We start from the raw sequence: 24,651 nt of genomic DNA on the forward strand, positions 1-24,651 counted from the left end.
CAAAGCTGATACCAGAATAGCAGCCTGCATGGCGAAAAGGCCAGCAGTCAATATGCATAACTGTTTGCGCCAGCACAAGATAAAAGCCGTAAATGTCTTAAACATGACAAAGGCACCAAAATGGTGCCTTTATTAGTAAGCTTCACTAATGTAGTGCAGAGCAAGGCACCAGACAGGTGCCTTATATCAGATCACAGCAGCCAGCTCTGCGCCCTGACGGATAGCCCGCTTGGCATCCAGCTCGGCGGCGACATCGGCACCGCCAATCAGATGCGGGCGAATGCCAAGTTGGGTTAAACCGGCAACTAACGCACGCTGCGGCTCCTGACCGGCACAAATGACTACGTTGTCGACATTTAAACAACGCTCTTCGCCGGCTATCTCTACCCACAAGCCGTTATCATCGACTTTCAGGTAGTTAACCCCGGCAATCATTTCAACGCCCTTTTTCTTTAGCGAAGCACGGTGGATCCAGCCGGTGGTTTTACCCAGGCCGGCCCCCACTTTACTGCTTTTGCGTTGCAGCAAAAAGACTTTGCGCTCTGCCGGTTGCGGCAGCTCGTCCGGCAGCAAGGCGCCGCGGGCCTGGTAGCTTTGATCGATACCCCAATCTTTTAGCCAGGCTTGCGGCTGTAAGGTTAACGAATGTGGCTCGGTCAAATACTCCGCGACATCAAAGCCGATACCGCCGGCGCCGATAATAGCCACGTTTTTACCCACGGCTTTATGATCGCGCAGTACATCTAAGTAACTCAGTACCTTAGCATGGTCGCTACCGGCCAGGCCGATATCGCGCGGCACTATGCCACTGGCCAGCACCACCTCATCAAAACCGGCGGCTTTTAAGCTGTCTGCGGTTTGCTCGCTGTTTAAAAACAGTTTTACCGCGTGCAGCTCCAGCATGCGGCCAAAATAACGCAGCGTTTCATGAAATTCTTCTTTACCCGGAATCTGCTTGGCATAGTTAAATTGGCCACCAATTTGGTGCGATTTATCAAACAAATGCACTTCATGGCCGCGCTGCGCAGCATACACACTAAACGCCAACCCGGCCGGGCCGGCGCCCACTACGGCGATTTTTTTCCGCGTTGCCGCAGCGGTAAAATTCAGTTCAGTTTCATAACAGGCGCGCGGATTCACCAAACAGCTGGCGCGTTTGTTCTGAAACACATGGTCCAAACAGGCTTGGTTACAGGCAATACAGGTATTAATCAGTTCGGCCTGATTGGCCGCCGCTTTGTTAACAAAGTCGGCATCGGCTAAAAACGGCCTCGCCATGCACACCATATCGGCCTGGCCGTTGGCCAGAATATCTTCCGCCACCTGGGGATCATTAATGCGGTTAGTGGCAATCACCGGAATGCTCAGCTGGGTTTTTACCCGTTCGGTGATCCAGCTGAAAGCCGCGCGTGGCACCATAGTGCCTATGGTAGGCACCCGGGCTTCATGCCAGCCGATACCGGTGTTAATTAAGGTGGCACCGGCCTGTTCAATCGCTTTGGCTAACGCCACCACTTCATCATAGCTGTTACCGTCTTCCACTAAATCCAGCATTGATAAACGGTAGATAATAATAAAATCATCGCCGCAGCGCTGCCGCACGGCTTTTACCGTTTCAATGGCAAAGCGGCAGCGCTTGTCAAAACTGCCACCCCATTCATCGGTACGCTGGTTGGTGCGCGAGCAAATAAACTGGTTAATTAAATAACCTTCCGAGCCCATTACCTCGACGCCGTCATAACCGGCTTTTTTGGCCAGTGCCGCGGCATGGGCAAAGTCTTTTATAGTGCTCTTTACTTGCCTGGCCGACATTTGTGCCGGCTTAAACGGTGTAATGGGTGATTTAATATTGCTTGGTGCCAGGCTAAACGGATGATAGCCATAGCGGCCGGCGTGCAGTAACTGTAAGCAAATCTTCGCGCCGTGCTGATGCACTGCTTGGGTCACCTGCTTATGTTTACCGGTTTGCCACCAAAAGCTCAGCTGGCTGCCAAAGGGCACCAAATTGCCGCGAAAATTCGGGCTGATACCGCCGGTAATAATTAAACCGACACCGCCTTTGGCCCGCTCGGCATAGAAGGCCGCTAATTTGGCAAAGCCGTGTTTTTCTTCTTCCAGCCCTGTATGCATCGAGCCCATAATGACGCGGTTTCTCAGCGTGGTGAAACCCAAGTCCAGTGGTTGTAATAATTTTTGGTATGCCACATCACCCTCTCTGGTCGTACCTGTTGTTTGGGGCAGACTTTAGCTGCTTTGCTAACGTATAGCAAGCTGTGCCGCCTGGCTTAGCTACAGCAACACATTTACTTACAAATTCCGTTTAGCCTTTAACGCTAAATTGGTTAGCATAGCATTATGCACAAGTTGTGATATTTAAACAGGAATTACCTATGACAGAGAGACGTCCCGGCCCGATCCGCCGGCTGTTCAGCGCCATTGCCCGGGTTTACCGCGGCTTTCGTTCCATTATTCTTAACGTGCTGTTTATCGCTATAGTGGCCTTAATAGCCGTATCGATTTTCAGCGGTGACGATAAAGTGGAAGTGCCGCACACTGCCGCCCTGATCTTAGATCTTAACGGCGATCTGGTAGAAGAAAAACGCTGGACCGACCCTATCGCCACTGCGGTAAACGAAAGCATCGGCGGCCAGGAAGAATCGCCGGAAGTGCTGGTAAGTGACGTCATCACCGTAATTAACAAAGCCGGCAAAGATAACCGCATTCAGGCACTGGTGCTGGATTTATCCATGCTGGGCCGGGCCTCGCTGGATAAAATGCAACTGATAGGTACTGCCATTGAAGGCTTTAAAGCCAGCGGCAAAAAAGTACTGGCCTATGGCGGCTACTATGGCCAGAACCAATATTACCTGGCCAGCTACGCCGATGAAATTAACTTAAGCCCTATGGGTGCGGTTATTCTGGAAGGCTACGGCAGCTACCCGATGTACTACAAAAATGCACTGGAAAAACTGAAAATTAACACCCATGTATTCCGTGTCGGTACTTATAAATCTGCCGTTGAGCCATTCTTGCGCAACGATATGTCAGATGAAGCCAAAGAAGCTAACGTTGCCTGGTTAACTGAGCTGTGGAGCGATTATAAACAGCAGGTAGCACAGCGTCGCGGCTTTGCCGTAGATAACTTTGACGAAACCTACGCTGCCCTGCTGGAAAAACTTACCGCGGCCGAAGGCGATTTAAGCCAGTATGCCGTTAACGCCGGTCTGGTTGATCAGATTAAAAGCCGCGAAGCCTTTCGCCGCGACCTGATTGCTATCGTCGGTGAAAATGACGACCACACCTATAACCACGTTACTTTTGCGGATTACGCCGATTTAGTTATTCCGGCACAGCAATTTGATAACCCGCTGACCGACAAAGTTGCCATAGTAGTAGCGCGTGGCGTAATTGTTGATGGTAGCGCCAAAGCCGGCACTATCGGCGGTGATACTACCGCTGCTCTGTTACGCCAGGCACGCCACGATAACAAAGTAAAAGCCGTAGTGCTGCGCATTGACAGCCCTGGCGGCAGTGCTTACGCATCAGAAGTGATTGGCCAGGAAATCAGCTTACTGCGCGAAGCCGGCAAGCCGGTAATCGCTTCTATGGGTTCTGTTGCCGCCTCCGGTGGTTACTGGATAGCCGCACCGGCGAATGAAATTTGGGCCGCGCCTACCACTATCACCGGCTCTATCGGCATCTTTGGTTTACTGCACACCGCAGAGCAAGCTATGCCTACACTGGGCCTGAATGTTGACGGTGTCGGCACTACTGAGCTGGCAGGGTTATCTGCCGGCTTACCACTGTTTAAAGGCTTGGAGCCAAAAGCGAAAGACTTGTTTCAATTACTGATTGAACGCGGTTATACCGAGTTTTTAACCATGGTGGGTGAAAACCGCAATATGACCAACGCTGAAGTAGACAGTGTGGCTCAGGGCCGTGTCTGGACCGGACGTAAAGCACAGGAGCTGGGCCTGGTGGATAAACTCGGCACTATTGATGACGCCATCAAAGCCGCGGCAGAAAAAGCCGGCCTGAGCAACTATGACGTTAAAGTTGTGCAGCATAAACTGACGCCGGCTGAGCAAATGATTAAAGATCTGCTGGGCGAAGCCAAAGCCCGGGGCTGGTTACCGCAGACTGCGATCAGTGCCGAGCAAAAACTGCTTGGCAAGTTAACCCAACAGCTGAAACAGGATTTTGTGTTGCTGAACCAGTTTAACGATCCGAATGGCGTATATTCCTACTGCGTTAGCTGCAGCGTCAACTGACGCTGCTAACAGCAATCACTAACCACTGACAGTAACACCAAAGTCTATTACAATGCCCGGTACCCACCGGGCATTTTTATTTCAATTCCAATTTGAGCATTATGAGCAGAAAACGCATTTATGTCGCCTACACCGGCGGCACCATAGGTATGCAGCATTCAGAGCAGGGCTATGTGCCGGTGCCGGGTTTTTTAACCGATACCGTTAAAAGTATGCCGGAATTTTATCGCGCGGAAATGCCGGAGTTTGATATTCACGAATACCATCCGGTAATTGATTCATCTGACATGACACCGGAGCATTGGCGCCATATTGCTGAAGATATTCAGCAGCAATACCACAACTACGACGGCTTTGTGGTGCTGCACGGCACCGACACCATGGCCTATACCGCCTCGGCGCTGTCTTTTATGCTGGAAAATCTGCAGAAACCGGTGATTATTACCGGCTCACAAATTCCGTTGGCGCAAATGCGCTCGGACGGCCAGGTTAATTTACTCAATGCGTTGTACCTGGCGGCCAACTACCCGATTGCTGAAGTGGCACTGTTTTTTAATAACCAGCTGTTTCGCGGCAACCGCGCGACTAAAGCCGATGCCAATGGCTTTAATGCCTTTGCTTCGCCGAATTTTCCGCCGCTGCTCGAAGCCGGCATACATATCAACCTGGTAGCCGGTAAATTAAGCCAAACCAAAGTAGCCGCGCCGTTAACCCTGGCCTCTGTGGTACCGCAGCCAATCAGTGTGGTTACGCTGTATCCGGGCATTAACACCGATATGATCCGTAATATGACCGCTGCGCCGGTACGGGCCTTGATTATTAAGTCTTTTGGTGTCGGTAATGCGCCACAGCGGCCACAGCTGCTGCAAATCCTGCGCGATGCCACAGAGCGTGGCTTAATAATAGTTAACTGTACCCAATGTTTTAAAGGCACGGTAAATATGCAGGGTTATGCTACCGGCAATGCTTTGCAACAAAGCGGCGTAATAAGCGGCTACGATATGACGTTGGAAGCCGCGCTGACCAAACTGCATTACCTGCTGAGCAAACCGCTTAGTGCAGAGCAAATACGCCAACAAATGCAGCAAAGCTTACGCGGAGAACTTACTTTTGACTAAGGCGACAGGACCAATTTACCCACACTAACACGCCGTAAACCCATCCATGGGGGCTCGACTCAGGCATCCATGCCTTCAACGGTTAGCTTAGGGTAAATTGATCCGCCGCACCTGCTTTTCAGCTAAACAGCAGCTTAACCCGTGCCAGCAACGGCAACTCGGCTTCAGTAACCGGGCCAAACTGCAGCCAGCGTTTTAGCAGGCTGTGTTTATCCAGCGCACTACCCTGATTATGCTTATCCGATAACAGTAATAACTGCACCTGTTGCCGCGCACTTTGTTCACCAGGCGGCGACGGCATATCGGCTATCAGCTCCAGCGCCAGGGTGAGTTGCGCCCGGCTGAATTGCTGCTCTTGCTGCTTGTTAAAATACTCTCTGTAGCCGGCAGCTAATTGCTCTGCGCTGACATCATTAGCGGCCAGCAGATCAAACATCAGGGCAAACTCACGCTGCTGCTGTTGTTGCTGCCACTGTTGCTGTTTCTGCGTGAGCTTGTCCTGTAAGCGGCGTACCGCTTGCTGCGCCGCACCGCTGTCGGCCGGAAACGCCTGCAACTGTTGTTGTAGCTGTGCCAGAGCATCGGGGGCATCAGCGGCATCCACTGCAGCAGTTAACGCTGCCAGCTCCGCTTCCAGCTGTTTTAACTGCGCTTGTTCGGCGTGTTTTTGCTGCTCAAACTGCTCTGAACGGGCATTAAAGAAACCATCGCAAACGGCGCGAAATTGCTGCCACAGCGCTTGATCCTGCTTACGCGCCGCATTGCCGGTGCTTTTCCACTGCTGCTGGCATTCTTTCAGCACCTTAGCGGTTTGATTAGGCTCTGCCAGATTAACTGCCGCTTTGGCTTGCTCAATCAGCTGCTGCTTTGCCGCAGCGGCTTGTTGCTGCAAGGCACTCAGCTGCTCACGCAGTGGCATCAACGCCTGGTTAAATTGCTCATTCAGTGCCGCAAACTGCTGTTTATCAACGGCACCGGCTTGCTGCCAGGCTTGCTTTAGCTGCTGCAGCCCGGCATCCAGCGCTTTGGCATCCGGCTGGCTCAGGGCAAACTGTTGTGCCCGATTGATAATTTGCTGACGTTGCAGCACATGCTCAGCGCGCAGCGCATCCTGCGCAGCAAAATAGGCACGGCACGGTGCAAACGCTTGTTCACACGCTTGGTCAAAGGCCGCGTTCAGCTCTGCTTCTAACGCCGGGTCGGCTTTGCCGAAACTGTTCCATTGTGCTCTGGCCTGTTTTACCTCGTCGGCACGTTGGCGCATCTGGTTTTCTGTCAGCTCACTGCTTAGCTGCTGCATCTGTTGCAACAACTGCTGCTTGCGCGGCGTGGCAATATATTCCTGCCAATCGGCCAGCTCGGCCATTTTATCGCGGGCAAAGTCGTAGTCTTTACTCAACTGCGCCTGCTGTACCGCAGTCAGCTGCTGGTAATCCTGTTCAATGCCTTTAAATAAGCCAAACAATACTTTGTACTTACCGGCACTGTATAACCGACGGTACTGCGCCAGCTTGCTACGGCACTGGCGCTGGGTTTTCTCTGCTTGCTGACTAAAGGCTTTTTCTGCTTGCTGCCACTGCTGTGCCAGGGCATTTTTTGCCTGCAATAAACTGGCCGGCACGGCAATGATCATGGCTTTACTTAACTGACGCCACTGCTGTTGCCATTGCTGCAATTGCTCTGCTACCGCCGCAAAGGCTTCTGCCGTATCCGGCAGCGGCTGAGACGCCCAATCTGCCACGATACGGGTTAAGGCGGCTAACTGCTCTGCTAATTCAGGCAGCTGTGTTAACTGCTGCTGTAACTGAGTGATGCGGTTATGCAGCGCGGTTTTATTTGTTACCTCAGCTGCGGCCAGCTCTGTTGCCAGGCCGCTTAGCTGTTGTTCTAACTGCTGCGCTGCACTGATGTCAGTCGCCAATAACGCCTGTTGCAGCGCCTGCTCCAGCGTATCAATACGCTGCTGTAGCGCCTGTTGTGCTGCTGCTTTGGCCGCGGCGGCGGCTTGCTCAGCCTGTTGTTGGCTAAGCTCTGCTAAGCGCGGTGCTAACCACTGGTTAAGTTGCGCCACAATTTTGTCGTACTTGGCGCGAAACTCTGCAGCTTCATTGCCCAGACACGGCAATTCTGCTTCCAGCTGTTGCCACTGTGTTTGATACTCCGCCAGTTGTGCCGGCAGCTCTGCCAGATCAACCCGCTCGCGCGCTGCATTCAGCTTTGCCAGTAACAGGGTTAATTGTTTACGCAGCAGTTGCGGCTTTTGTTTTTCTTCCTGCAGCTGTGTCAGTTTGTGTTGCAGGCTGACCAATAATTCGCCATCGAGCTGTTTGGCCAATTTTTCCAGCAGTTTTTCATCCTCTATTTGTGCCAGCAACTGCTGCTTTTGCGCTGGTTGCAGCACCGGATCCTGCAGTGCTTTCACATTCAATTCGGCTTTATTTAAACGCTGTAACAGGCTGAATTTAATGCCGGCGTCGGTTTCAGTTTGCGCCAGTTGCTCCAAAATACTGCTGCGGTTGCACTGGGCAATAAATTGCTGCTTTAATTTCGGCTCGACCTGATTGTGCAGCAACTGTTTAATCAGGGTTTGTTCGGCCAGTTGCTGCAGGCGTTCTGCGCTGTCCTGTTTGCTGGCTTGCCACCACAGGGCAAAGTCGTTCAGTTTGAGCAGTGCTGCTTTGCGCACCGCTTCAGCACCGTCGTTAAACGCCAGCTCATGCAGCACCGTTTTGTGCGCCTGCTCATCAGTATTAAGTTCTGTGATGGCCAATTGACGCACAGCGGCATCCGGGTGTTGCCACTTCGGTTTGAAAAAACGTTTAAAGATCATCGTGCGGGAACCTTGCAATGGTCGGCTGAGTTTCGAATTGTTTTTTTAGTTCGGCTTTGGATTTTTGTATCATCTGACCATCGGCGCCGATGGTAAAGAGCTCGTTTGATTTTAGTACCTGTGCCTGGTACGCCATCACCAACTGCAAACTGTGCGCCCGTTGTGCTTCTGTCATGGCATTACCATCCGCCCAGCGGCCGGTGGCCACGGCTTCTGCCAATTTTTCATAGGTGTCAGGTGTCATCGCCTGCACTAAGGCATTAAACGGCATTTATTTGCGCCCTTTTTTCAACAACATAATGCGGATGCGGGTAATAATGTACCAGCAAAAGCCGATAGCGCTCAGGCCCATAAAGGCAATTTGCTGCAAACTGCCCTGCGCCGGCGAAAACCAGTATATGGAGCCAAAGCCACCCAAAAACAACAGCATAGACAACATGCCGTGATTCATCAGGCTTTGTGATTTGCTCAGACGCTTATCGCGGGCCAGCGACTCCAGCTTTTCAGCCGACAGATTGCTCAGGTCTTGTTTACAGCCGCTGCATTGCGGACTTTTATCAGAAATTTTTTGTCCGCAAAACGGACAGGAAATAATAGCCATGGTACTCCAATCTAAATTGCGGCGGCTTGCTCCGCCTACTGCATTGCCTGGTATATTTTACTCATGATGCTGCCATACATACCAGTTTCAAACTGATCGCCGGCAAAATAATAACTGTCGTCGCCTTGCGCCACAATCGGGCTGTGCTTTTTATTGGTCAGCAGCACCACGACTAAACCGTAATACGGATCAATCAGCGTAGCGGTTCCGGTCCAACCGGTATGACCAAACGCATAAGCACTGGCATAAGGGCCAAAGTGCCAGTTTAAATCGCCCTGCACCGCCGTGCGCCAGCCCAGACCCACGGTATGGTCGCTAACCGACGGCCGGACAAATTGCTGGATAATGGCCTGACTGAACACCGGCGTTAACTCATAGCCGCCGTGCAGGGCCAGCATGGCAAGCTCAGCAGTTTCGCGGGCGGTAGAAAACAAACCGGCATGGCCGGCTACGCCGTCAAACGCATAACGGGCTTTTTCATCGTGCACGGTACCGCGCACTACCCCGCCCTGATCTGCCGGAAACTGCACACGGCCACCACGGCTGTTGCCATCCAGCTCAGTGGCGGCGATCTGTGTTGCTGCTATACCTTTGCGCAGTGGATTAAACAGGGTGTGGTTCAGCCCCATTGGCCGGTACAGCTGTTGTTCCAGGTACTGATCCTGCGGCATACCGCTGATGCGTTCAATCAACAGCCCCAGCAGCATGTAGTCGATGTCACTGTACACCGCTTTGCCGCCGCGCTCGCGCACAAAGGGCACCCGGGTGGCAATCAGCTGCATACTGCGGGCACGGTCGGTAGAGTAAAACGCCGCACCATGATGGTTATCCGGTTTATGAAAATGCACTTCCGGCTCGTAGCCGGCATTGTGCAGGAGTAAATCCCGCACCAGCCGCTGCTCGCGGCCATCGCCCTGATATTCGGCCAGGTAATGTTGCAGCGGCAGGTTAATATCCAGCTGCCCGCTGTGCACCAACTGCATAATGGCATAGTTAGTGGCGTACATCTTGGTGTTAGAGGCCAGATCAAACAAGGTATCTGTCTGCATCGGCTCAGGCTGCGCCAGCGCTTTACCGCTGGTGTCATAACGGCTGGCATAGCCGTAGGCAGTGTGTTTAACAATCTTGCCGTCTTTGGCAATCAGCAACACAGCGCCGGCAAAGCCCATGGTTATTTCGCGCTCAATCAGCTGATCTAACTGCGCTAAAGTCTGCACAGACATAGCGGCATCTTCTGCTGTGCCGTCAACTAAGCGCGGATAAGGCACCACTATGCGCAGCTGCGCACCCAGCGGCTGGATATCCAGCAGTTCCAGCTGGTTCAGGCCGTCACGCGTTACCTTGCTGATATCCAGCGTCAGGTAGCGGCCCAGCGCTGCCGGCGCGGTTATTGGCAGTACAGTGCCATTAATACTTAAGGTAAAAGCTTGGGTGCTGCCTAAATCTACCAGCAACTGTCCCTGCTGACGATAGGCGGTAAAACTGCGCCGGTTATTCACCAGAGCGCGTTTACTGCTTGTCTCCGGCCAGCTGACATCCAACTGCCCCACAGCATTGCCGCTAAGCAGTGCCTGGCGCTGTGTCTCAGTTTGGCTGCCAAGCGGCAATGGCGATACAGCCAGCCAGTGTTGCACTGCAGCACAGCTGCTTAGCGTCAGTATTACTGACACTAACAGCAAACGCTTAGCCCCGGTTAACATCAAGGTTATCAGCGCAGTTTATCTACCACCGCCAGCACGGCCGGCAGCATATCCTGACCCAGTTTCATTGAGCGGATATCAGACCAGCCATAGGCATCATCCGCCAGGTTGGCGTTATCTTTAAACGGCATTTCTACCGTATAAGCCAGACAGTTAAACTGCTCTCCCACCCAAGCCGTAGCGACGGTCATATTGGCTTGTCCCGGTGCGTCTAACTCATAACCAAATTCGGTCTGAAACTCCGGCGTTACCGCCAGCAAGGTTTGTTTAAACAGCGTTTCCAACTGTTGAATGCGCTCGTTATAGGAAGGCACGCCTTCGCTACCGGCAACAAAGTTATACGGCAGGTTTTCATCACCGTGCATATCAAGGAACAGATCAACACCGGTTTCCAACATTTTTTGCCGCACCAGATACACTTCCGGGCTTTTATCCAGCGACGGGTTCAGCCACTCGCGGTTTAAGTTCATGCCGGCAGCGTTAGTACGCAAATGGCCGCGTACCGAGCCATCCGGGTTCATATTCGGCACTATGTAAAATACCGCTTTGTCCAGAAGTGCGCGCGCCACGCCGTCATCTTCGTCGAGCAGACGGTCCAGCAGGCCTTCTATTAACCACTCGGCCATGGTTTCACCCGGATGCTGACGCGCAGTGATCCAGATTTTCTTTTTGCCTTCTTCCGGCTCACCGACAATTAGCAGGCTCATATCACGGCCGTCTAAGGTTTCGCCCAGCTCAACTAACTGACAGTTATAGTCAGACTGTGCCTGGTGCAGTAAATCCATATGCCGCTCGTAACTGTAAGGCGCAAAATAAGCAAAATACACCGAGTTAGCTTCAGGAAAATGCTTAATGGTTAAGGCTTTGCCATCAAAGCTGGTGTCAACACGAAACCAGGTTTGCCGATCATAAGACGCTACGGCCTGATAATCTTTCCAGCCATCCGGATAAGCCGAACCACCGGCGTTGGTGATGGTTAGCGTATGCAACTGGGCATGCTCAGTGCTTAAGCGAAAGTGAAACCACTGGTAAAAGTCGGATTGATTGTCTTTGCGGATGGCCAGTTGAATGTTGTCCGGAGAGTCGGCCTGTAATACTTCGATATTGCCGCTGTCAAAATTGCTGCTGATTTTCATAATCGGATCCATTAATTGAAACTGTGAAAAGACTAACATAAGCCGGCAGCTACGCAACCGCCGCCGGCCCTGAGATTATTAAAACGGATTCTAACAGGTTAGCGCTAAAGAAAAAGCCGCTTAAAAGCGGCTTTTCGGTAAAGTAACGTTTTAACGCGCTATCGGCAGTGTCGGGTACTTAATGCCGGCCATATCGTTCATTACGCGTATCACCTGGGTGCTGTAACCGAACTCGTTGTCATACCACACGTACAACACACAGCGATCGCCATCTACAATAGTGGCCTGCGAGTCGACGACACCGGCGTAGCGTGAGCCGACCAAATCTGACGACACGATTTCGGTAGAAGCAGTAAAATCGATTTGATCCTGCAGCTCGGAGAACAGCGAGGTGCGCTGCAGAAAATCGTTCATCTCATCGCGGTTAGTTTCGCGGTTTAAGTTCAGTGACAAAATCGCCATAGATACATTTGGTGTCGGCACACGAATAGCATTACCGGTTAACTTGCCTTTTAACTGCGGTAAGGCCTTGGCCACGGCGCTTGCCGCACCGGTAGAGGTTAGTACCATGTTCAGCGGTGCAGCACGACCACGGCGCTCGGCGCTGTGGAAGTTATCAATCAGGTTTTGATCGTTGGTGTACGAATGCACCGTTTCAACATGGCCGTTACGGATACCAAACTCATCTTCCAGCGCCTTTAATACCGGCGTAATGGCGTTGGTGGTGCAGCTGGCCGCGGAGACAATTTTGTGCTCCGGTAAAATCATATGCTGGTTTACACCGTAAACGATATTCGGCACGTCACCTTTGGCCGGCGCAGTTAATAATACTTTAGCCGAACCTGTGCTCTTAAAGTGAATGCTAAGCTCTTTGTCGTCTTTCCAAATACCGGTGTTATCTACCACCAGGGCATCTTGTATACCGTATTGGGTGTAATCAACCAGCTCCGGCGAATTGGCGTAAATCACTTTAATAAAGGTACCGTTGGCTTTAATGCCCTGGTTCTCTTCATCAACGGTGATGCTGCCGTTAAAGGGGCCATGAATAGAATCGCGGCGCAGCAGGCTGGCACGTTTTTCCAGGTCACCTTTTTTACCGCCGCGCACCACTATGGCACGTAAACGCAGTTTGCTGCTCGGGCCGGAGCGCTCCAGCATTAAGCGGGCTAACAAGCGGCCGATACGGCCAAAACCGTACAGCACCACATCGACCGGCTTAACCTGATCTTCATGATCCAGCAGTTCGGCCAGTTCACGCGCTAAATACTGCTCCAGCTCAGTGCCGTTAGCAGCATTTTTATAAATATAGCCATATGCCAGCTTACCGATATCTACGCGGCCCGGGGCTAAATTCATTTTGCTTATCGCTTCGAGTACCGGAAAACTCTCGCGCAGGCGCAGTTTTTGTCCTTCAAACCGTTCGACACTTTTGTGGGCTTTAATAATGTCGATAGTGGTGGCATTAACCAGCGGACGACCATACACCACCACTTCAATACCTTTGTTACGGTATAAGCGGCCGATAATTGGCTGCATGTTCTCGGCATATTCCTGGCGTTCCTGCCAGCTTTTCTGGTACTGCTCTGCGTGCGATAGGGTCATGTGTAGAGGCCTTTTACTTCAGTAAGATGAATTAATCGGTGATGCCAAAGCACGGTCTGCGCCGCTGATGCTCCAACGGCGCGTATTGTAATAGAAGTTGAAAGCCTACGACAACAGTTACAACAATTTTATTCTGCGCTATCACTAAAGCTTAACGACACTGAATTTACGCAGTAGCGCTGGCCGGTGGGCGCCGGGCCATCGTCAAACACATGGCCCAGGTGTGCATCGCAGTTGGCGCAGAGAATTTCAGTGCGTGTCATGCCATGGCTGTTGTCTTTTTGATATTTTACCCGGCCCTCTACCGCCTGATAAAAGCTGGGCCAGCCGCAACCGGCATCAAACTTGGTGTTTGAGCTAAACAGCTCTGCCCCACAACATACACAATGATAAGTACCGGCTTGTTCATTATGCAGCAAGTCGCCGCTAAACGGATGCTCTGTGCCCTTAAGCCGCGTGACACGGTATTGCTCGTCGGTTAAGCGCTCACGCCATTGTTGTTCGGTAAGCTGCCCGGTAACTTGTTCGGTTGATTTCATTACGATGCTCCCTGATGTTGATGTTTCATCTCAAGCCGCCATTCGCGGGTGAGTTGCATACGCCGGCGCGGATAAGACTCTTTTGCTACGACAAGCTGGCCAATCCGGTCCAACCGGAAGTGACGAAATTCGTTACGCAGTTCGCACCAGGCTACCAGCATACGGCTGCGGTCGAAAAACGCCAGCATAATAGGCCACACCATGCGCTCACTGGCGGTGCCGTCTTCCCGGATATAGCTGATTTGCAACCGGCGCTCACGGCGGATGGCTTCACGCACCTGGCGTAAAAACGCCGCCCCTTTGTCATCGCGGGTCGGAAAGGCCAGCAAACCTATATCATGGATCCGGTCACGTAAATCTGTTGGTGCCGAGGCAGCCACTTTTGCCAGCACATTGCGCGCAGCCGTAACTAACTCGTCATCGCCCTGTCCCTCAACCCAGCGCAAGCCCAGGGCCAAGGCTTCCAGCTCGGCTTCGTCAAACATCAGTGGCGGCAGAAAAAAGCCGCTTTTGAGGATATAACCAATACCGGCTTCACCGTCGATGCCCGCCCCGAGGGTGATCAGCGTTTGAATATCGCGGTACACCGTGCGTACCGACACCTGTAATTGCTCTGCCAATACTGCTGCCGTTACCGGATGCCGGTAATGCCGCAACTTGTCCATTAAACGAAATAACCGCGCTGTTTTATCCATAGTACTTACTGTTCTACCGGGGCCTGTGCTGCAGTTTACCTCAAGCTGCTGACAAAGTGTGTCAGCAGGCTTTTTTTCCAACCCACACTGTAACACTATGATTATTATTTATTCACACAACCGTCATATAGATTTGGTTAGCTGGCGCCGGATATTTCAGGAGTATAATAATGCCAACCCTTACCCGACGTGATTTTATTAAAGCCTCCGCTGCCGGTTTTGGCAGCGTGGTGATTTCAACCAGCCTGTTGGGCTGCAGCAGTGACACCCGCGCGCCACAGCCGCTGCCGTACCGCGTGCAGTTTTTGCATGGCGTTGCCAGTGGCGACCCTACCAATGATGCGTTAGTTCTCTGGATCAGGCTCAGCGCCGATGCCGCTCAGGTGCCGGTGCAGTGGCAGGTGGCGACAGACGCCGGTTTTACCAACCTGATTCGCAGTGGCGACAGCCAAACCTCGGCAGACAGCGACTACACCGTAAAAATAGACGTGCGTGACCTTAACGCCGGCACAGTGTATTTTTACCGCTTTATCGCCGGTACTGTTATCTCGCCGGTTGGCCGCGGTAAAACCCTGCCGCAAGGCGATGTCAGCTCCGTGAAACTGGCGGTGTTCTCCTGCTCCAATTATCCGGCCGGTTACTTTCATGTTTATGCTAAAGCCGCAGAAATCACCGATTTAGACGCGGCCATTCACCTTGGCGATTATATTTATGAATACGGCGCCGACGGCTATGCCTCTGAAGATGCAGTGGCGCTTAATCGCGTAGTAAAGCCGGACAGAGAAATACTCAGCCTGGCCGACTACCGCCAACGTTATGCGCAGTACCGCACCGATACGCAACTGCAGCAAATTCATGCAGCTGCACCCTTTATTGCGGTGTGGGATGACCATGAAATTACTAATGACACCTGGCGCGAAGGCGCCGAAAACCATCAAAGCGATGAGGGCGACTTCACCGCGCGCAAATTGGCGGCGTTACAGGCCTATTTTGAATGGATGCCGATTCGCCCTGTCAGCAGTACCGATCAGGAAACCATTTACCGCCAGTTCCGCTTTGGTTCTCTGGTCGACTTGTTAATGCTGGACACCCGCATTATCGGCCGCGACGAACAACTGGCCTATGGCAACTATATTGACCCGGTAAGCGGCCAGTTAGATGCCGCCCGTTTTAGCAGTGATTTAGGCCAGGCCAACCGCACCCTGCTTGGTGCTGAACAACTGCAATGGCTGCTGGATAAACTGCAACAGTCAGACGCCAAATGGCAGGTACTGGGACAACAGGTATTAATGGGCCGCATGCAACTACCTGCCGCCATAGCATTGCAACAACTGAGTATTAATGACTTTGCCGAATTGGCAGCCTTAGCCCAATTGGCGGCCCGGGCACAAGCCGGCGACCCGACGCTGACCACCAATGAACTGGCCTACCTACAGGCCAACCAGCAACGGTTAACGCCGGAAGTTATCGCGTTGCTGCAGTTGCCGGCGATCCCTTATAACCTCGATGCCTGGGATGGGTATCCGGCCGAGCGCGAACAAATTCTTGCCCAAGCTGCGGCACAGGGTAAAAAGTTGCTGGTACTGGCCGGTGATACCCATAACAGCTGGGCCAGCCATCTGGATCTTAGCGATGGCACAGCAGTTGGCGTTGAGCTGGCTACCTCGTCGGTAACCTCGCCCGGGCTTGAGCAGTATATTAATCTGGCTGACAGAGCTGCCGCCGCAGCCACGGAAGCCGGCTTAGTGCAGTTAGTACCGGCGCTGCAATACGCTAATTTGTACGACAGAGGCTTTATGCTGTTAACCTTTAGCCCAACAGAGCTGCAGTGTGACTGGTTTTATGTTGACGGCATTAAACACAGCACGGCAGCGCTGTTACCGCAGCGCCAGCAACGGGCCACAGTCGCCTTTGCCGACTCCGCGCCAAGGTTAACCTTAGGTAATTAAAGGTACAAAAACACACAAGCCGGTAATAAATACCGGCTTGTTTAATGCTGTTGCGCTAAGATTTAATCGGCAAACAATTTAGCGATAGTACGATGATAATTGCTGGCTTTGGCCGCGTTATCATTTTGCAGCGTAGCCATGATTTGCCGGATTTGTGCGTCGCTGTCGGCCAATACAAAGCTGTAGCCGCCGGTGTTTGAGGTGCGGATACTCATACTCAGTTGAATAGTGCCGTCATTGCTGCGGATAAAATTCAGGCTGTCGCGTACCGGAAAACGCTCTAAGCTGTAGTAAAAAAATTGCAGCGCAAATTCTAACTGCTGAAAAGAGGTAGGGAAATCTTTGCGTACGCTAAGGTAATCACTAAAGGCACGTGATACCTGCTCACGGTCGGCAAATTGGTTGCCGGCTGGCGCGCTTACGCCACTAAAATGCAGGCGGCAATGGCCGGGTGCTTTTTGTTCTATCATGCGCCAGCAGAGTTTATTTTGTTCAGTATTAAAACTGATACCGGTTTTTGCTAACAGCGGTAATGATATTAAACTGACGCACAGCAGCAGGATCCATCGCATTGTTATCATTTTGCATCTCCATGACAGCAGTATTACTACCTTAACAACTTTAATACTCAGTGAGTAGTTCTTTTATAGCTGCTAATTTAGTTGTATGCAATTGATCCTGATGTCAATAGCGAAACTTACTGCCCACGGCAGTAAGTTAGATCAAGGCTTTAAGTTGTAATCAAAATCATAATAATGTTGGCCGTTTTCTATGCTGATAGCCATTTTGCCGCTCTCTAAGTGCCGGCGGCCCTTGTTGGCAGCGTTGCTACCGGAATAACAGCCGCATCCTTGAGCACCTGTCGCTGAGTCAGATAAGGCAACAGAATGTCGGTTTCTTTTTTTACCACACCGTAGCATTCGCAGCTGAGTGCTTCAAGCCTGGCGCGATCCAACACTTTAATTAAACCGCGCGAATAAGATATAGCGCCCAATTGCTGCAATTTAGACGCGGCCTGAGTAACGCCTTCACGCCGCACTCCCAACATATTACCGATAAATTCCTGCGTCATGGTCAGATGATTATGCGACAACCGGTCCATCGACAGCAGTAACCAGCGACACAGCTGCTGATCTATCGAATGGTGCCGGTTGCACACCGCTGTTTGTGCCATCTGCGTGATCAGCGCCTGGGTATAACGCAACATCAGTAGCAGCAACTGGCCGTGACGGTTAAACTCTTCTTTCACCAGATGCCTGGGCAGGCGGTAAGCGAAACCGGCACTTTGCACCAAAGATCGGCTGGGTGTGCTCTCGCCGCCCATAAATAACGAAATGCCGAGTAAGCCCTCATTACCCACCACCAAAATTGCTGTCGAGGCGCCGTTTTCCATCATATATTGCAAGGACACTATAGAGTCGGTGGGAAAATACACGTGTGCCATAGCGCGGCCGGACTCGTACATTAAGGCCCGCAGCGGCAGCGGCACCAATTCCAAATGCGGAAACAGCCGTGCCTGCACCTCCGGCGACAATGCTGCCAACAGATGATTCTGCTGCGGATGCGGTTGGGGTTTTACTGACATACAAATCCTCGCTACATTGGCGTATTGATCACGAACCGGCTAAGGCTAACGTCAGCTGAGCATACACCCTACCCGGCACGGTTTCGGTGCGGTAGCGCGCAAGCATAGTGTTGTGGTACTTGATATGAACTTAAGTTGTTAACATAACACAATAAAGCGACCGGGCTGCTAATTTCAGCTGCGGCCGGGTTCAAAGCTATCATAGCGCGGCAAGTTAGCGTCTAAATCTTCCCAATTGGCTTTGGAGCTGTAAAAGTTATGTGATAGCGGCCGCTCGCTGATATCGCTGTTTAAGATGCCCAGCCGGATGCGGATACGCGCTGGGTCGTCTGCATTACTGCTGTATACCGGCGAGCCGCAGTTACGGCAAAAATGCCGCAGCCGGCCGGGTTTAAAGGAAAATTGGCTTAAGCTTGCTGCGCCTTTTACTACTGCAAAATCTGTGCTTTGTACAAAGCCGTTGGTGGCAAAAGCCGTACCACTGGATTTACGGCACAGCGAACAGTGGCAATGAATAATACTGCTGATTGGCCCGTTAATTTCAACTGCGACTTCACCACATAGACAGGCGCCCTTGTACATATTTACTCCCTTATAAAGTACTGAATGAGTTTGTTAAAGTAAGCTGAAATTCAAAGCGCCATTTACGCTGTCTCTGAGCGCATCCATCGCCGCGTTTATCGCTTGCTCCACCGCCACACGGCTTAGCCCGGTAACCGTAAGCAACACGGTGCGTGTGGCATTGCGCTGGATCTGATGATGCAGCCTGGCTTGCTGCGGGGTAATTTCGCCGGCCAGTTGTAAGCGCTCTATCATCACCAGGTTTTCAGCCAGCTTTTTGGCCTCCACAGCGGCATAGTCTTTAATGTCGGGCCATTTATCCGACAGTTCACTGTTAAACGCCTGCAGCATAGTAGCGCTGAGTTCTGCCACATTTAAGCTCATGCTATTTCCTTAATCTAACCGGTTATTGGCCGCGCTTTTTCGCCAGTTCAAGTTTTAAAATGGCGGTGATACTGCTGTCAAAGCTGCTGCGCAGGTTATCTACCTGGCTTGGCGTAAAACAACCCAACTGATGCAACTGCTCCAAAGCAGTCAGGCTGTCTTGCAACAGCTCTACCTGCTCCACGGTTATCTCGTTATCAGCAATGGCTTTGCTTCGCACCGCTATGGCACTGAGATCGACTTTAGCCTGCTGATAAAACCCAATATGGTTGCTGTAACCACACTCCGGCGATCCGGCCTGGCTTTGTACCGTGATAAAAAACAGCGTTACGTCTTTTTGCAGCGCCGTGACGGCATTGTCGGTTTTTTCATCATAGCTGCTAATCAGCTTTACCGTGCAGCCGGATAGCAGCAATAGCAACGCCAATACGGCATATACATATGGCTTGGCCGCACAAAGCCCGTTCTGCTTAAGTAAAGTCACATTAGTCTCCGTTAGTAGCCTTACATTTGCCTGCTGGTGTAAAAAACCTTTTATAGCGTAATTAGCGCCAGCATATCTTCGCCTTCATCATCCAGCCCTTGCTCAATAAAACCAAAGCTGCTGTAAAAGCTTTTAGCTACCGGGTTTTGCGGGTTGTAGCAAATTTCAATCTGTTTAATATCAGCATCTTGCTTGATTTCTGCTAACGCCAGCGCCATAGCCTCGCGGCCAATACCTTGTTGCTGATGTTGTTTATCAACCATAAAACGCCAGATAGATATAAGCTCCGGCGTTTCTTTTACCCACATAAAAAATCCCACCGGCTGCTCTGCCTGGTAAATGGCCCTGCAGCTGTGGCCTTCGTTATAAGCAGCCTCCACCAAAGACCACATATTGCAAGCTACGTAAGGCTCTTGCTCAGTGGTAACCTCAAGCTCACACACCGCTTCATAGTTTTGCCGGTTTACTTCACGCAACGAAATGCTCACTATTACTCCTTGTAAAATAGACAATATCCATTAATTAAAACTGCCAGACAATCTCGTTGCGCAGCGCTTCAACAGCCTTTTTCGTCTTCCCCGCAACGGCCACATAAACAAAACTGCCATTATCAAGTGCTACACATTTAACCGCAGCGCGATTTTGCAGGTGGTTGCCGTACACATAGTTGCCGTTTTGCACCACAGAGCCAAACTGCATGGTTTCAAGCACCGCTTTGCCTTTCGCCGCGCATTGCTGTGCAGACAAGGTAAGTACTTTATGGCCGGACCATAACTGCGGTGTGTAAGGTTGGCCGGTGTATACCGTTTTTTTGATAACCTTCGCCGGCGCAGGAATTTGCGCAACTGCTTGCACCACCGGCTCTGGCGCAGCAGGCTTAGTGGCACAGGCCGATAACAACAAAGCTGACACCAGCAGCGAAGCTTTACATATTGAATCTTGCACGTTATTCATTCCTTTGGTTGTTTTGTATGTAAAACTGAAGGCAGTCGATAAACGCCTGCGGTTGGTCTACACCTAAATACAGATGTTTAATAGTGTTGTCTGATTGTCGCAGCTCGATAGCGACATTAGGATGGCCTGCAAAGTTGTATCGTTTATTGTCAGCGCCTCTTGCAATATAACTACGGTGGAGCGCTACACCGGCAATGTTGTCCAGTGCTACAACCCGCGTGTTGTAAATACCGAAGCGGATGTACAGATTTTTTTTGTCCACTGATAGTGGCCTTCTTGCCATAGCGCGATATTCAGCAATAAAGAAAACCAAACTAAGCAGAGTTAATCCGCTGACAATATTCGCCGCAAGTGGCGACCAGGTAAAGTGCAGCAGCAGATGGACCAGCGGAATTTCCAATGCAATAAGCAAAATAAAGCCCAGGGCATTAGTTTTAGCATCATCTTTCAGGTGATAGCTAAAATGCTGTTCACCGTGAAACTGTGCCGGACTAATATGCTTTGCGAATAAAGCGTAGGTCCAAATTCTGGTTTCAAACTCAAGTAATCCGGCCGTTACACCTTTACCTAACAGGCGATGTATCGGTTTTGATATAGCCAGCTCCGGTTCCGATTTCTGTCGCAAAGCTGCACTGATAGCCAGATACACCGTCAGCATCGCAACAAGTTCGAACAGCAGGATAAATGCAAGCAGCAGATAGCGGCCGGACTCAAGGTAGTGCCAGATAAATTTACTTTGCGCCGGAATAATGTAACTGCCTACCAAAACCGCTATGCCACACAGTAATGCCGCTTTAACCGCCGCTTGCTTTTTATCTTTAATACAAACAAAACACAACAGCGGCAATACCAGCAGAGCATCCAGCAAAAACAACCATTCAAAGTTTCCAGCGCTGTAGTTATTAAGCCAATGCTCACCCTGATAATAAAAGCCCCAGCTAAGCGATATAGCCAGCAGAAACAGCAGAGGTAATTTTTCCTTAACAGTGATATTCATTCACGCTCCAATATGCGATTTATTCAGCATGCTTTTAGTCGCTAACGAGCTAACCCGCACTTAGCATAAGCAACATCGTATCAATCGCTTTAAGCGTTAACGCCTTATCGTCTAACGGCACATTATGGCCAGACTTATCGGTAACAAAATGCACAGCATTTGGGTTTTTATCAATCAAGGATGCATGTAATTGCCGCCAAACTTTTTTGCCTTGCGGACTATGGCCAATCCACCAATTGCTCTCATTTAACCGGGATGACGTTACCAACACAGCCGGCAGCTCTTGGGTGAAATCGCTATCAGCCACGGCATTTCTGTGATAAAGCTGTTGCAGTTGCTGCCACTCCGGTTGTTGTTGCAACATCTTATTGAGACGGGAATTATCTCTGTCTGCCCAATCTTTATCTAACGCACTAAGTGCGTTATGAAAACCTTCATGGCTCGGGTCAAGCAACACAATACCGGCAACCTTCTCAGGGTGGCTGCCGGCAAAAGTGCGCACATGCAAAGCACCAAAAGAATGCCCAAGCAGTATGAGTTTGTTATCGTCAGCCTTGATAATTTTTAGTAGTTGAGCAAGGCGGTTATTCGACGCCTGCAGTGAGATATCATCAACACTGCCAGACTGGCCATTACCGGCTCTGGAGTAAACAATGGTTCTGACATTCAGCTTGGCCAAATCCGCTAACAAAGGCTGCCAGTAACCAACCCCCATCCCTACGCCTGATTCCACCAGTAAGGTGTAATCACCCGCGCCGATATCAATATATTCGAGCTTGATGTTATCGACAGTGACAAGTCTGGTGTCTTGCGCCGATACAAAAGCTGAAAGCATAAAGCAGCAAAGCGCGTAGAACCTTAATCTAGAAATCAATCTACTCTCCGAATATTTACTCTGACAACCATACCAAGCCGGAATATGGCTTTTGTTTTAATGCATCTAACCGTGTTTGCAAACTACCGCAATGAGCTTCCAGCTTATGGCCGTCCGGGTCGAGAAAGTAAACCGATTGCCCTTCACTGCTGTTTTGCTGCCACTCCGGTACCGCTGCCTGGCGCAGTTTTGCCGTAAATTCGGTGAAGTCCTGCTCTGCGACATCTAAAGCAATATGGGAATAATCAAGGCCGGGCATAGGGTTATCAGAAGATAAACAAAACCAGACATCACCAAGGCTGAGATAGGCACCGGCATCCCAGCGCACATGAGCTTTCATACCAAGCAGCTCAGTGTAAAACGCCATCGAGCGCTCTAAGTCACTAACAGCAATGGTGATATGGTTTAGTCCCTGAAGCATTTAAATTCCCTAAGTTACATAAACATCCGGCCGGTAAATTTCCATAAAACTCTCCGGCTTGTTGAGTGCAGTAAAACCAAATTTGGCGTATAAACCGTGCGCATTCGACGTAGCCAGGGTAAAACGGCGCACATCCGCTACGCCGGGGTGTTGCAGTACCGCTGTCATCAACTTTGCTGCTATACCCTGAGCGCGATACTCCGGCCAAACAATAACATCCACCAGATTTGCGAAGGTCGCCTGATCAGTAATAATGCGGCAAAAACCTACTTGCTGGTTTGTGATATAAGCCCCCAAACACACCGAATGCGCAATGCTGCGCCGTACAATATCCAGCGAAATGCCTTTGGCCCAAGTGCTTTGCGTACTGAGAAAATGATGAATTTTGCCAATATCCAGCCGTGATTTATCATCGCTGATAGTTATTTGCTGCATCTGCTCTCCCTGTCATGACAATCATTGGACTTACGGCCTTGTTAATCTGAGTATTTCAACAGCATCGGCATCAACGACTATCAATGTCTGGTCATCTTTTAGCTCCAGCGACACCGCTACATAGTCACCCTGCTCTGCTGCGTACATTTTGCCGCTCCAGATTGGCGGTGATGCGCTGAGATCTTTGATGACCGTCAGGCCTACTGCGCCTGGTGCATTATCATGTCGCTGCACAGTAACAACACCGGTTTGCATATTTACGTTTAGCCATGCCGGTTTATCGGCATGTTTCCAGACGCCGGAAATATCAGCGGCCATGGTGCTGAAAACGAAAACCAGCGCGAGAAGCTTTAGAATATGCGCCAATGGTTAAACCTCCGACGCTTTTTGCAGGCGGGATTTCTCCAGCTTGAGCATTAATATTTTATAAGTGCCCCACAGCATAATGGCGGCGCCGATAACGATGATAGAGTTAACGACTGCCTGATCCCGCAAAAACGGTAGTATTGGTGCATCAGTGCCAACAAACTTACTGTAAAGCCCTACGCCAAACAAAATACTGCCGGGGGTTTCGATAAGGCTGATTTTTATGATCTGCTTATCTATGTCTTTTACGCGCTGTTGCTTTTGTTGTTGCATACCGCTTTGCCTGTTTTGATTATTGCGAACAGGCTTTGATGCTAATGGATTTCATTTGCAAAGTGAACAACTTGTTTATAGCCAGCAACATACACACTTGCGCTCATCAAGCGACCGACTAGAACTCAACTTTCAAATACGTGCCTTCAGCCGAGACATTGTGGCCAAAACCACATGAGGTTCCGGCTTCGCGCTCTACAATTAACTCAGCGTCTGTGATAGTAAAATGGTAAATGCAGTCAAAGTCACCATCGCTTGCTTCAGCCATGTTATAGCGGGCAGTTGCGTTATTTACAGGCAACAGCGCAGAAAAAGAGCCCATATTAGGACCGTAGTACATGGCCATTAAACCTGCGTAGTAGCCGTCAAAACTGAACTCATATTGCTGTTCTTTCTGCTTAATGCTGAAGATATTCCACAAGGACTTTCCGGCATATTGCCAATATTGGCCTTCTACGGTGCCAGACTGCTGTGTTATTGCAGCTTCAATCTGGCTGTTAATTTTATTCAGATTAAACACTGACTTTTTGTCGTTCGCGGCTATACCAAGCCATGCTCTGGCCTTCAGGTAGTTTTTTTCATGGATATAAGTTAACGCAACATTGTTATATGCCGTTGTGATTTTCTGCTCACTTAACTGACAGCTTTCAGACCAGGCAGCTTGCTGTTCGTATTGCGCTCTGGCTTTGGCATATTCATTTAGTTTGTAGTATTTATCACCGGCAGCAGCAAAACTGCTAATCTTCCGGCAGTCAGCTACTTCCTGCTCATAAGAAATTTCGGCGTGGGCTGCAAACGCCACAAACTGCGCTAAAGCAATAAACAGACGGCAATACCACTTGGTTGAAAATTGAATAAAGCAGTTTTGCATAGCAC

At 50.7% G+C, this 24,651-nt stretch carries 26 protein-coding genes; 3 read left to right on the forward strand and 23 right to left on the reverse strand.

Features of this window, described 5'->3' with window-relative positions; translation table 11 throughout:
• Window positions 1-186 precede the first annotated feature (186 nt).
• Complete coding sequence (locus Q8O77_RS01220; RefSeq protein ID WP_305550900.1) at window positions 187-2,205, reverse strand: NADPH-dependent 2,4-dienoyl-CoA reductase; 2,019 nt, start codon at window positions 2,203-2,205, stop codon at window positions 187-189.
• 185 nt (window positions 2,206-2,390) lie between these two features.
• On the opposite strand from Q8O77_RS01220, the gene sppA reads away from it, so the two are divergent.
• Both sppA and ansA read left to right on the forward strand, forming a co-directional pair.
• Window positions 2,391-4,271 (forward strand): signal peptide peptidase SppA, encoded by a 1,881-nt coding sequence (gene sppA, locus Q8O77_RS01225; RefSeq protein ID WP_305550902.1) that lies wholly within the window; start codon window positions 2,391-2,393, stop codon window positions 4,269-4,271.
• 101 nt (window positions 4,272-4,372) lie between these two features.
• A complete protein-coding gene (gene ansA, locus Q8O77_RS01230; protein WP_305550904.1) occupies window positions 4,373-5,389 on the forward strand; it encodes an asparaginase in 1,017 nt (338 codons plus the stop codon).
• Window positions 5,390-5,507: 118 nt separating this feature from the next.
• Here ansA and Q8O77_RS01235 read toward each other — a convergent pair whose 3' ends face one another.
• The 8 genes from Q8O77_RS01235 to Q8O77_RS01270 form a co-directional block, all read right to left on the reverse strand.
• A complete protein-coding gene (locus tag Q8O77_RS01235; RefSeq protein ID WP_305550906.1) occupies window positions 5,508-8,219 on the reverse strand; it encodes a DUF349 domain-containing protein in 2,712 nt (903 codons plus the stop codon).
• Window positions 8,209-8,490: a YeaC family protein gene (locus Q8O77_RS01240; protein ID WP_305550908.1), complete on the reverse strand. Its 282-nt coding sequence runs from the start codon at window positions 8,488-8,490 to the stop codon at window positions 8,209-8,211. Before Q8O77_RS01240 ends, Q8O77_RS01235 begins: the two co-directional genes overlap by 11 nt.
• Window positions 8,491-8,820 (reverse strand): zinc ribbon domain-containing protein, encoded by a 330-nt coding sequence (locus Q8O77_RS01245; RefSeq protein WP_305550910.1) that lies wholly within the window; start codon window positions 8,818-8,820, stop codon window positions 8,491-8,493.
• Between the two features lie 35 nt (window positions 8,821-8,855).
• The gene (gene pbp4b / locus Q8O77_RS01250; protein ID WP_305550912.1) at window positions 8,856-10,520 is read right to left on the reverse strand and encodes a penicillin binding protein PBP4B; all 1,665 of its coding nucleotides are present in this window, start codon (window positions 10,518-10,520) and stop codon (window positions 8,856-8,858) included.
• 8 nt (window positions 10,521-10,528) lie between these two features.
• Window positions 10,529-11,656, reverse strand: coding sequence for a M14-type cytosolic carboxypeptidase (locus Q8O77_RS01255; RefSeq protein ID WP_305550914.1), 1,128 nt, complete (start codon window positions 11,654-11,656; stop codon window positions 10,529-10,531).
• A gap of 150 nt (window positions 11,657-11,806) precedes the next feature.
• A complete protein-coding gene (locus Q8O77_RS01260) occupies window positions 11,807-13,258 on the reverse strand; it encodes a glyceraldehyde-3-phosphate dehydrogenase (protein WP_305550916.1) in 1,452 nt (483 codons plus the stop codon).
• 128 nt (window positions 13,259-13,386) lie between these two features.
• Window positions 13,387-13,797 (reverse strand): peptide-methionine (R)-S-oxide reductase MsrB, encoded by a 411-nt coding sequence (msrB, locus tag Q8O77_RS01265; protein ID WP_305550918.1) that lies wholly within the window; start codon window positions 13,795-13,797, stop codon window positions 13,387-13,389.
• Window positions 13,797-14,492: a YafY family protein gene (locus tag Q8O77_RS01270; protein WP_305550920.1), complete on the reverse strand. Its 696-nt coding sequence runs from the start codon at window positions 14,490-14,492 to the stop codon at window positions 13,797-13,799. Before Q8O77_RS01270 ends, msrB begins: the two co-directional genes overlap by 1 nt.
• A 170-nt stretch (window positions 14,493-14,662) precedes the next feature.
• Here Q8O77_RS01270 and Q8O77_RS01275 point away from each other — a divergent pair, with 170 nt between their 5' ends.
• Complete coding sequence (locus tag Q8O77_RS01275) at window positions 14,663-16,441, forward strand: alkaline phosphatase (RefSeq protein ID WP_305550921.1); 1,779 nt, start codon at window positions 14,663-14,665, stop codon at window positions 16,439-16,441.
• 62 nt (window positions 16,442-16,503) lie between these two features.
• Here the strand turns inward: Q8O77_RS01275 and Q8O77_RS01280 are convergent, their stop codons facing one another.
• From Q8O77_RS01280 to Q8O77_RS01345, 14 genes are all read right to left on the reverse strand, one after another.
• Entirely contained in the window at window positions 16,504-17,022 is a 519-nt protein-coding gene (locus Q8O77_RS01280) for a hypothetical protein (protein WP_305550922.1), read from the reverse strand.
• 215 nt (window positions 17,023-17,237) lie between these two features.
• A complete protein-coding gene (locus Q8O77_RS01285; protein WP_305550923.1) occupies window positions 17,238-18,026 on the reverse strand; it encodes a Crp/Fnr family transcriptional regulator in 789 nt (262 codons plus the stop codon).
• Between the two features lie 174 nt (window positions 18,027-18,200).
• Window positions 18,201-18,608 carry a GFA family protein gene (locus Q8O77_RS01290; RefSeq protein ID WP_305550924.1) on the reverse strand — a complete coding sequence of 136 codons (408 nt, stop codon included), beginning with the start codon at window positions 18,606-18,608 and terminating at the stop codon, window positions 18,201-18,203.
• Between the two features lie 33 nt (window positions 18,609-18,641).
• Window positions 18,642-18,971: a hypothetical protein gene (locus Q8O77_RS01295; protein WP_305550926.1), complete on the reverse strand. Its 330-nt coding sequence runs from the start codon at window positions 18,969-18,971 to the stop codon at window positions 18,642-18,644.
• A 22-nt stretch (window positions 18,972-18,993) separates the two neighbouring features.
• Complete coding sequence (locus tag Q8O77_RS01300; protein WP_305550927.1) at window positions 18,994-19,455, reverse strand: hypothetical protein; 462 nt, start codon at window positions 19,453-19,455, stop codon at window positions 18,994-18,996.
• A gap of 50 nt (window positions 19,456-19,505) precedes the next feature.
• On the reverse strand, window positions 19,506-19,943 hold the full coding sequence (locus Q8O77_RS01305) for an N-acetyltransferase (RefSeq protein ID WP_305550929.1): 438 nt from the start codon (window positions 19,941-19,943) through the stop codon (window positions 19,506-19,508).
• Between the two features lie 34 nt (window positions 19,944-19,977).
• Window positions 19,978-20,400, reverse strand: coding sequence for a hypothetical protein (locus tag Q8O77_RS01310; protein WP_305550931.1), 423 nt, complete (start codon window positions 20,398-20,400; stop codon window positions 19,978-19,980).
• A 1-nt stretch (window position 20,401) separates the two neighbouring features.
• The gene (locus Q8O77_RS01315; RefSeq protein ID WP_305550933.1) at window positions 20,402-21,406 is read right to left on the reverse strand and encodes a hypothetical protein; all 1,005 of its coding nucleotides are present in this window, start codon (window positions 21,404-21,406) and stop codon (window positions 20,402-20,404) included.
• A gap of 49 nt (window positions 21,407-21,455) precedes the next feature.
• Window positions 21,456-22,241, reverse strand: coding sequence for an alpha/beta fold hydrolase (locus Q8O77_RS01320; protein ID WP_305550935.1), 786 nt, complete (start codon window positions 22,239-22,241; stop codon window positions 21,456-21,458).
• 55 nt (window positions 22,242-22,296) lie between these two features.
• Complete coding sequence (fos, locus tag Q8O77_RS01325; protein ID WP_305550937.1) at window positions 22,297-22,701, reverse strand: fosfomycin resistance glutathione transferase; 405 nt, start codon at window positions 22,699-22,701, stop codon at window positions 22,297-22,299.
• A gap of 9 nt (window positions 22,702-22,710) precedes the next feature.
• Window positions 22,711-23,136 carry a GNAT family N-acetyltransferase gene (locus Q8O77_RS01330; RefSeq protein ID WP_305550939.1) on the reverse strand — a complete coding sequence of 142 codons (426 nt, stop codon included), beginning with the start codon at window positions 23,134-23,136 and terminating at the stop codon, window positions 22,711-22,713.
• Between the two features lie 30 nt (window positions 23,137-23,166).
• Window positions 23,167-23,502, reverse strand: a complete 336-nt coding sequence (locus Q8O77_RS01335) for a DUF2147 domain-containing protein (protein ID WP_305550940.1) — start codon at window positions 23,500-23,502, stop codon at window positions 23,167-23,169.
• A gap of 3 nt (window positions 23,503-23,505) precedes the next feature.
• Window positions 23,506-23,775 (reverse strand): hypothetical protein, encoded by a 270-nt coding sequence (locus tag Q8O77_RS01340; protein ID WP_305550942.1) that lies wholly within the window; start codon window positions 23,773-23,775, stop codon window positions 23,506-23,508.
• A 118-nt stretch (window positions 23,776-23,893) separates the two neighbouring features.
• A complete protein-coding gene (locus tag Q8O77_RS01345; RefSeq protein WP_305550944.1) occupies window positions 23,894-24,646 on the reverse strand; it encodes a hypothetical protein in 753 nt (250 codons plus the stop codon).
• Window positions 24,647-24,651 lie beyond the last annotated feature (5 nt).

It is taken from the genome of Rheinheimera sp. (genome assembly GCF_030690345.1).
Classification (GTDB): Bacteria; Pseudomonadota; Gammaproteobacteria; order Enterobacterales; family Alteromonadaceae; genus Alishewanella.

Excerpts from the sequence above, each read along its gene's own strand:
- Q8O77_RS01260 (WP_305550916.1), bottom strand. The coding sequence starts at position 13,258 with ATGACCCTATCGCACGCAGAGCAGTACCAGAAAAGCTGGCAGGAACGC.
- Q8O77_RS01240 (WP_305550908.1), bottom strand. The coding sequence starts at position 8,490 with ATGCCGTTTAATGCCTTAGTGCAGGCGATGACACCTGACACCTATGAA.
- Q8O77_RS01280 (WP_305550922.1), bottom strand. The coding sequence starts at position 17,022 with ATGATAACAATGCGATGGATCCTGCTGCTGTGCGTCAGTTTAATATCA.
- pbp4b (WP_305550912.1), bottom strand. The coding sequence starts at position 10,520 with ATGTTAACCGGGGCTAAGCGTTTGCTGTTAGTGTCAGTAATACTGACG.
- fos (WP_305550937.1), bottom strand. The coding sequence starts at position 22,701 with ATGCTTCAGGGACTAAACCATATCACCATTGCTGTTAGTGACTTAGAG.
- Q8O77_RS01340 (WP_305550942.1), bottom strand. The coding sequence starts at position 23,775 with ATGCAACAACAAAAGCAACAGCGCGTAAAAGACATAGATAAGCAGATC.
- Q8O77_RS01270 (WP_305550920.1), bottom strand. The coding sequence starts at position 14,492 with ATGGATAAAACAGCGCGGTTATTTCGTTTAATGGACAAGTTGCGGCAT.
- ansA (WP_305550904.1), top strand. The coding sequence starts at position 4,373 with ATGAGCAGAAAACGCATTTATGTCGCCTACACCGGCGGCACCATAGGT.
- Q8O77_RS01275 (WP_305550921.1), top strand. The coding sequence starts at position 14,663 with ATGCCAACCCTTACCCGACGTGATTTTATTAAAGCCTCCGCTGCCGGT.
- Q8O77_RS01255 (WP_305550914.1), bottom strand. The coding sequence starts at position 11,656 with ATGAAAATCAGCAGCAATTTTGACAGCGGCAATATCGAAGTATTACAG.
- Q8O77_RS01290 (WP_305550924.1), bottom strand. The coding sequence starts at position 18,608 with ATGTACAAGGGCGCCTGTCTATGTGGTGAAGTCGCAGTTGAAATTAAC.
- Q8O77_RS01285 (WP_305550923.1), bottom strand. The coding sequence starts at position 18,026 with ATGTCAGTAAAACCCCAACCGCATCCGCAGCAGAATCATCTGTTGGCA.
- msrB (WP_305550918.1), bottom strand. The coding sequence starts at position 13,797 with ATGAAATCAACCGAACAAGTTACCGGGCAGCTTACCGAACAACAATGG.
- Q8O77_RS01235 (WP_305550906.1), bottom strand. The coding sequence starts at position 8,219 with ATGATCTTTAAACGTTTTTTCAAACCGAAGTGGCAACACCCGGATGCC.
- Q8O77_RS01345 (WP_305550944.1), bottom strand. The coding sequence starts at position 24,646 with ATGCAAAACTGCTTTATTCAATTTTCAACCAAGTGGTATTGCCGTCTG.
- Q8O77_RS01295 (WP_305550926.1), bottom strand. The coding sequence starts at position 18,971 with ATGAGCTTAAATGTGGCAGAACTCAGCGCTACTATGCTGCAGGCGTTT.
- Q8O77_RS01330 (WP_305550939.1), bottom strand. The coding sequence starts at position 23,136 with ATGCAGCAAATAACTATCAGCGATGATAAATCACGGCTGGATATTGGC.
- Q8O77_RS01245 (WP_305550910.1), bottom strand. The coding sequence starts at position 8,820 with ATGGCTATTATTTCCTGTCCGTTTTGCGGACAAAAAATTTCTGATAAA.
- Q8O77_RS01315 (WP_305550933.1), bottom strand. The coding sequence starts at position 21,406 with ATGAATATCACTGTTAAGGAAAAATTACCTCTGCTGTTTCTGCTGGCT.
- Q8O77_RS01320 (WP_305550935.1), bottom strand. The coding sequence starts at position 22,241 with ATGCTTTCAGCTTTTGTATCGGCGCAAGACACCAGACTTGTCACTGTC.
- sppA (WP_305550902.1), top strand. The coding sequence starts at position 2,391 with ATGACAGAGAGACGTCCCGGCCCGATCCGCCGGCTGTTCAGCGCCATT.